The sequence below is a fragment of the Allobosea sp. NPDC055594 genome, assembly GCF_053618995.1.
Map to the genome: position 1 here is coordinate 1 of NZ_JBSHIO010000058.1, position 1,076 is coordinate 1,076.

Consider the following 1,076-nt stretch of genomic DNA (forward strand, 5'->3'; position numbering starts at 1 on the left):
GGCGGGGCCGTTGAGGCCGACGGCGCGGGCGGGCTGTGATCGTCCGGGTCGAGAGCGGCCCCACCATGTTCCGAAGGCGCAGTGCATGCTTGAGAACAAGCGGGTTTTCATCACCGGCGGAGCCGGCTTCATCGGCTCGAACCTTGCCGGTCTGCTCATGGACCGCAACGAGATCGCGACCTATGACAATTATGCGCGCGATGCGGCGAGCACGGTGCTCGGCGACAATGTCAAGCGCATCAAGACCTATCGCGGCGACGTGACCGACGAGGCGACGCTGGCGGCGGCGATCAAGGAATTCCGTCCGACCCATCTGGTGCATTGCGCCGCGGTGGCGGGCATCGACACGGTGCGCCAGAAGCCGGTCTCGACGCTGGAGATCAACACGCTGGGCACGGTCTATGCGCTGCGCGGGGCGCTGGCGGTCGGCGACGACATCGAGCGGGTGGTGACCTTCTCGACCAGCGAGATCTTCGGCTCGCATGCCTATGGCTCGAACGAGACCTCCTCGGCGGTGATCGGGGCGGTCGGCGAGGCGCGCTGGGGCTATGCGGTCTCGAAGCTGGCGACCGAGCATCTCACCCTGGCCTATTGGGCCCAGCACAAGCTGCCGACGGTGGCGCTGCGCCCGTTCAACGTCTACGGCCCCGGCCAGGTCGGCGAGGGTGCGCTCTCGACCTTCATCAAGCGGGCGATCCGCAACGAGCCGATCCAGATCCACGGCTCGGGCACGCAGATCCGCGCCTGGTGCTATGTCAACGACATGGTCGCCGGCGTGATGGCCGCGATCGAGCATCCCAATGCGCCGGGCAAGGCCTTCAACATCGGCAATCCGCGCGCCGTGACCACGATCTACGGCCTGGCCAGCACGGTCATCCGCCTGCTCGGCTCCTCCTCCAAGATCGAGTTCACCTGGAAGGACTATGCCGATATCGAGCTGCGCGTCCCCGACACCAACTGGGCCCGCACTCAGATCGACTTCGAGGCCAAGGTCGACCTCGAGGAAGGCATCCCCCTGACAGCCGAATACTACCGCTCCCAGATGAAAAAGTGACAGCATGTCGTGGCCGCAGCGG

At 66.0% G+C, this 1,076-nt stretch carries 1 protein-coding gene; it reads left to right on the plus strand.

Annotated elements, in window-relative coordinates; translation table 11 throughout:
• Positions 1-85 precede the first annotated feature (85 nt).
• Positions 86-1,054: an NAD-dependent epimerase/dehydratase family protein gene (locus tag ACWGRX_RS26965; RefSeq protein WP_452120066.1), complete on the plus strand. Its 969-nt coding sequence runs from the start codon at positions 86-88 to the stop codon at positions 1,052-1,054.
• Positions 1,055-1,076 lie beyond the last annotated feature (22 nt).